This window comes from Mycobacterium sp. NGS41 (assembly GCF_059812725.1).
In genome coordinates this window covers 1-5,034 of the sequence record NZ_JCALDF010000064.1, presented here as the reverse complement: position 1 = coordinate 5,034, position 5,034 = coordinate 1, and the positions used below count along the sequence as shown (strand labels likewise).

1 protein-coding gene is annotated in these 5,034 nt (G+C 67.7%); it reads left to right on the top strand.

Annotated elements, in window-relative coordinates:
• Positions 1–5,034: SDR family NAD(P)-dependent oxidoreductase (locus AC5Y21_RS25900; protein ID WP_499916989.1), on the top strand; the 5,034-nt coding region annotated here is incomplete at both ends.

Here is a 5,034-nt window from a genome sequence, read left to right as displayed (position 1 = left end):
AGCGGCGAAGTCCTGTCCGTCATTCGGGGCACCGCGACATCCGCGGGCAAAACAGTGTTCGTCTTCCCCGGCCAGGGTTCGCAATGGCTGGGCATGGGCATCGAATTGCTCGACACCACACCGGTGTTCGCGCAACAGCTGCAGGCCTGTGCGGACGCCTTCACAGAATTCGTGGACTGGTCGCTGATCGATGTCTTGCGCGGTACGCCCGGTGCACCGGGCTTGGACCGAGTGGACGTCGTACAGCCGGCGCTGTTTGCTGTCATGGTCTCGCTGGCCGAACTGTGGAAGTCTGTCGGGGTACGTCCGGACGCCGTCATCGGGCATTCCCAAGGCGAAATCGCCGCCGCCTACGTCGCCGGTGCGCTGTCCCTGCGCGATGCGGCCCGGGTCGTGACGCTGCGCAGTAAGTTGCTGCGGGCATCGACGAACGGAGCCAGGCCCGGTGGCATGGTGTCCATCGCCTGCGGCGAGGAGCGGGTGCGGGAGTTGTTAACGCCCTTCGCTGATCGGATTGGCATTGCCGCCGTCAATGGCCGGGCGGCGGTTGTGGTGTCCGGTGAAACGGCCGCGCTGGAGGAGCTGGTCCAGGTTTGCGCCGACCAGGAGCTGCGGACCCGCCGGATCGACGTGGACTATGCCTCGCATTCGGTTGAGGTCGAGCCCATTCGCGATGAGCTCACCGATGTTCTTGCCGGCATCGAGCCGCGTTCCTCGCGTACCGCGTTCTTCTCGACCGTGACCGGAAGTCGCTTGGACACGGCCGATTTGGGCGTCGACTACTGGTACCGCAACATCCGCCAGACGGTGCAATTCGACCAGGCAGTGCGCAGCGCCTGCGAGCACGGCTATCGCACCTTCATCGAAACAAGCCCCCATCCGGCGCTGATCGCCGGAATCGAGGACACCGCCAACGACTGCACTGGTTCTGAGGCCATCGTCGTGCCCACCCTGGGCCGCGACGACGGCGGGCTGCAGCGGTTCCTGACGTCTGCGGCCGCGGCCTTCGTGGCCGGTGTGAGCGTGGATTGGCGCGGCGTGCTCGACGGAGGCGGCTTCGTCGAGCTGCCGACGTATGCCTTTGAGAAGCGACGGTTTTGGCTCTCCGGCGAAGGCGCGGCGATCGACGCATCCGGCTTGGGGTTGGCCGCGGGCGAGCACCCGCTGCTGGGCGCTGTGGTGGAGCTGCCCGCTTCGGCCGGCGTCGTATTGACGGGCCGGTTGTCACCGAGTGCGCAGGGGTGGCTGGGCGATCACACTGTGTCGGGGGCGGTGGTGTTTCCCGGCACGGGGTTTGTCGAGTTGGCGATCCGTGCCGGCGATGAAGTCGGCTGCCCGGTGGTCGACGAGCTGACCCTGCGGACTCCGTTGGTGCTGCCGGTATCGGGATCGGTTGCGCTTCAGGTGGTAGTGGGTGCCCCCGACGAGTCAGACCAGCGCAGCGTTTCGATCTACTCCCGCGCCGAAGCCGATGCGGCGTGGGTCTGCCACGCCGAGGGAACACTGAGCTCCGGGTCGGTCGAGCCGACGGTGGACCTGTCGGTGTGGCCGCCCGCCGGCGCCGTTGCGGTCGATGTGACCGACGGCTACGAACGGTTGGCTGCCCGCGGCTACGGGTACGGCCCGGCCTTCCGGGGCCTCACCGCGATGTGGGCCCGCGGCGACGAGATGTTCGCCGAGGTAACGCTGCCCGACGCGGCCGGCGGTGCGGGCGGGTTCGGTGTGCACCCCGCCCTGCTGGATGCGGCTCTGCATGTGGGGGTAATTGCCAACCAGGAGGCCGAATTGGTGCTGCCGTTCTCCTGGCAGGGCGTGTCGTTGCATGCCGCAGGTGCGTCGGCGGTGCGGGCACGCATTGCGCCGTCGTCTCCTACCGACTCTTCCCGTGTCTCCATCGAGCTTGCCGACGGGTTGGGGTTGCCGGTGCTGTCGGTGGCTGCGATGGCGGCCCGGCCGGTGAGCGAACAGCAGTTGCGGGCCGCGCTGTCGGGCTCCGGTCCCGACCGGCTGTTCGAGCTGGTGTGGTCACCGGCGTCCGCGGCTTCGGGACCGGTGGCCGTACCGCCGTACGAAGTGTTCGAATCCGTTGCCGCTGAAGACGATCCGGTAACGGGCACGTATGACCGCACGCACCGGGCACTGACCGTCATCCAGGCATGGCTGACCGAGAAGGACTCCGGCGTGCTGCTGGTGGCGACTCGGGGCGCCGTGGCGGTGACGGGTGACCCGAAAGAAGGCGTCACCGATCTGGCCGGCGCCGCGGTATGGGGCTTGGTGCGGTCGGCGCAGACCGAGCATCCCGGCCGAATCGTGTTGGTGGATTCCGATGCGCCCCTTGATGATGACGCCATAGCCGCGGCTCTGGGGGCCGGCGAACCGCAGGCGGTACTGCGCGGCGGGCAGCTGTACACCGCGCGGGTGCGCGGCAGCCGCGCAGTCGACGGGATCCTGGTCCCACCGGCCGACGGGCCCTGGCGGCTGGGCATCAGCAGCGCGGGCACTTTCGAGAACCTGCAGTTGCAGCCGGTTCCCAACGCCGATGCGCCGTTGCAGCCCGGCCAGGTTCGGGTCGCGCTGCGCGCCATCGCCGCGAACTTCCGCGACATCATGATCACTCTCGGCATGTTCACCCACGACGGCCTGCTCGGCGGCGAAGGCGCCGGCGTGGTCGTCGAAGTCGGGCCCGGGGTCACCGAATTCGCGGTCGGCGATTCGGTGTACGGATTCTTCCCCGACGGCCACGGCACGCTGGTCGCCGGTGACGTCCGCATCCTGCAGCCGATGCCGGCCGACTGGTCCTACGCCGAAGCCGCCGCCATATCAGCCGTTTTCACGACCGCATACATGGCGTTCGTGCACCTGGCCGACGTCAAGCCGGGCCAGCGGGTATTGGTGCATGCCGCTGCCGGAGGGGTCGGGATGGCGGCCGTGCAGCTGGGCCGGCATTTGGGTTTGGAGGTGTTCGCGACTGCCAGCCGCGGTAAGTGGGACACGTTGCGGGCCATGGGTTTTGATGACGACCACATCTCGGACTCGCGCAGCCTGGAGTTCGAGGAGAAGTTCCGCTCCGTCACGGGCAGGACTGGCGCGGCCGGAATGGATGTGGTGTTGGACTCGCTGGCCGGCGAATTCGTCGACGCGTCACTGCGACTGGTCGCACCCGGCGGTATTTTCCTGGAGATGGGCAAGACCGACATCCGCGACCCCGGAGCGATCGCCCAGGAATACCCGGGAGTCCGTTACCGCGCCTTCGACCTCTTTGAGCCCGGCCGCCCGCGGATGCACCAGTGGATGGTCGATCTCGCGGAATTGTTCGACGCCGGTGTGCTGCGGCCATTGCCGGTGACGACGTTCGATATCCGGCGGGCCGAGGCGGCGTTGCGTTATCTGAGCCAGGCGCGCCATACCGGCAAGGTCGTCATGACATTTCCCGACGCATGGGCGACCGGGACCGTGTTGATCACCGGCGGAACCGGTATGGCGGGTTCGGTGTTGGCCCGGCACGTGGTGGGCCGGCATGGGGTGCGGCAGCTGCTGCTGGTGAGTCGACGTGGCCCGGATGCGCCGGGCGCGCAGGAGCTGGTGGCTGAGCTGACCGCCGAGGGCGCGCAGGTGCAGGTGGTGGCCTGCGATGCGGCCGATCGGGAGGCACTGGCCAAGGTGATCGCCGATATCCCCGTGCAGCATCCGCTGTCTGCGGTGATTCATGCCGCAGGGGTGCTCGACGACGCCATGGTGACGTCGCTGACCCCGCAGCGGATCGACGCGGTATTGCGGGCCAAGGTGGACGCGGCGTGGAACCTGCACGAGCTGACCCGGGACCTGGATGTGTCGGCGTTCGTGATGTTTTCGTCGATGGCCGGGCTGGTGGGCTCGTCGGGACAGGCCAACTATGCGGCGGCCAACTCGTTCCTGGACGCGCTGGCAGCTCAGCGGCGCGCACATCGACTGCCCGCGGTTTCACTGGCGTGGGGGCTGTGGGATCAGGCCAGCGCCATGACTGGCAACTTGGATACCGCCGACCTCGCCCGGCTGGGCCGCGACGGGATCTTGGCGCTGTCCTCCGACGAGGCAATGGAACTCTTCGACACGGCCCTGATTGTCGACGAGCCCTTCCTGGCCCCGGCCCGAATCGATCTGACCGCTCTGCGGACCCACGCCGTCGCGGTACCGCCGATGTTCACCGATCTGGTCAACGCGCCGACTCGGCGCAAGGTCGACGACTCGCTGGCCGCCGCGAAGTCGAAATCTGCCCTGGCGCATCGTCTGCAGGGACTTCCTGAGGCTGAACAGCATGCTGTGTTGCTCGATCTGGTGCGTTCGCATATCGCCACGGTGCTGGGCACCGTCACCCCCGAGGCGATCGATCCCGACAAGGCGTTCCAGGAGTTGGGCTTTGACTCCCTGACCGCGGTCGAAATGCGAAACCGGCTCAAAGCTGCTACCGGCCTTGCGCTTTCGCCCACCCTCATCTTCGACTATCCGACCCCCAACGGCCTGGCCTCTTACATCCGCGCCGAACTCGCCGGCGTCCCACAAGAAATCAAGCACACACCCGCGGTTCGCGCCACGGGCGACGACGCCATTGCGATCGTCGGTATGGCTTGCCGCTATCCGGGCGGAGTGGATTCCCCCGAAGCTCTGTGGGACATGCTGGTCCAGGGCCGCGACGTGCTCTCCGAATTCCCGACCGATCGGGGCTGGAACCTGTCCGGGCTGTACAACCCGGACCCAGACGTTCCGGGCGCGTGCTACACGCGCACCGGGGGGTTCGTCGACGGGGTCGCGGACTTCGACGCGGCCTTCTTCGGTATTGCGCCCAGTGAGGCGCTGGCGATGGACCCCCAGCAGCGGATGTTCCTCGAGCTCACCTGGGAAGCATTGGAACGGGCCGGGATTGAACCGGGCGGGTTGCGCGGCAGCGCCACCGGCGTGTTCGCCGGGGTGTACACCCAGGGCTACGGCATCGGCAACGCAGACGCCGCAAAAGCCTTGGAAGGCTTCCGGCTGACCGGCCAATCGACCAGCGTGGCC